Annotated in this window: 1 protein-coding gene; it reads left to right on the top strand. The window is 72.1% G+C overall.

From position 1 onward, the window contains the following. On the top strand, positions 1-893 hold an 893-nt coding region (locus tag C1I97_RS40490), incomplete at both ends, for a hypothetical protein (RefSeq protein WP_181447113.1).

Consider the following 893-nt stretch of genomic DNA (forward strand, 5'->3'; position numbering starts at 1 on the left):
CCCCGACACCGCCCACGCCCCGGAGCCCGTCTACTGCCGCCTCGACCACCCCGTCATCGGCCCGGCCCTGGTCCTCGACCTGCGCGCCCTGCGCCGCCAGCCCTGGTGGCAGCGCGACGGAAGACCCACCCCCCAGGCCACCGAGGACACGACGTACGTCCCCGTGTGGGCCGTCCACCTGAGTGCCGGTCCGGACGAGGCCGTCTTCTTCGCCACAGCGCAATGGCGTGCGCGTGAGGTGGTTCTGGCCGCTGTCCACCGCGCCTGTCCACCCGCCACCGCCGAGGTGGTGGCGTGGGCCGAATCCACGGTCCACGGCCAGGCGCTGGTCAACTTCCCCCTCCCACGGCCCGGATACCGCGCCGCGCACCTGCCGGAGACCGAGTACAAGCTCACCCTCGACGCCCCGGTCAACCCCGTCGTCCTGGCCGGCATCCTGCGCGAGCACCTGACCGGCACCGGGATCCCGCTCTTCGAAGCGACCGTGCACCGCCGGATCCTGCGCTCGCAGATCTACCTCCCGCGCGGCGATGGCCTGCGCGAGTACGCCGCTCTCACACCACGGGCCGACGGCACCTGGTGGGTCAAGACCAAAAGGCTCACCGAAGGGCGGTTGCACAAGCAGATCCGCTCCGCGCCCGCCCACCCGCGGGCTCTCGCACTGGCCCAGCAGGCACTGGGCGATCGCCCCCTCATCCGCATCGGCCACCTCCACCGCGCCACCTGGGACCTCCTCTCCCCAGCCGACACGGACGGACACTGGTCCACGATCACCGTCGACACCACCACCCTCGCGCCCCGTCTCGGGACACTGCAGCAGATCGAAGTCGAGTACGGGGCCTGCTTCACCGCGACCCCCACCACCATGCCGGCCGAGCGCATCGAGCAGGCCG

The sequence above is a fragment of the Streptomyces sp. NTH33 genome (assembly GCF_003236365.1).
In the GTDB taxonomy this organism is placed as follows: Bacteria; Actinomycetota; Actinomycetes; order Streptomycetales; family Streptomycetaceae; genus Streptomyces.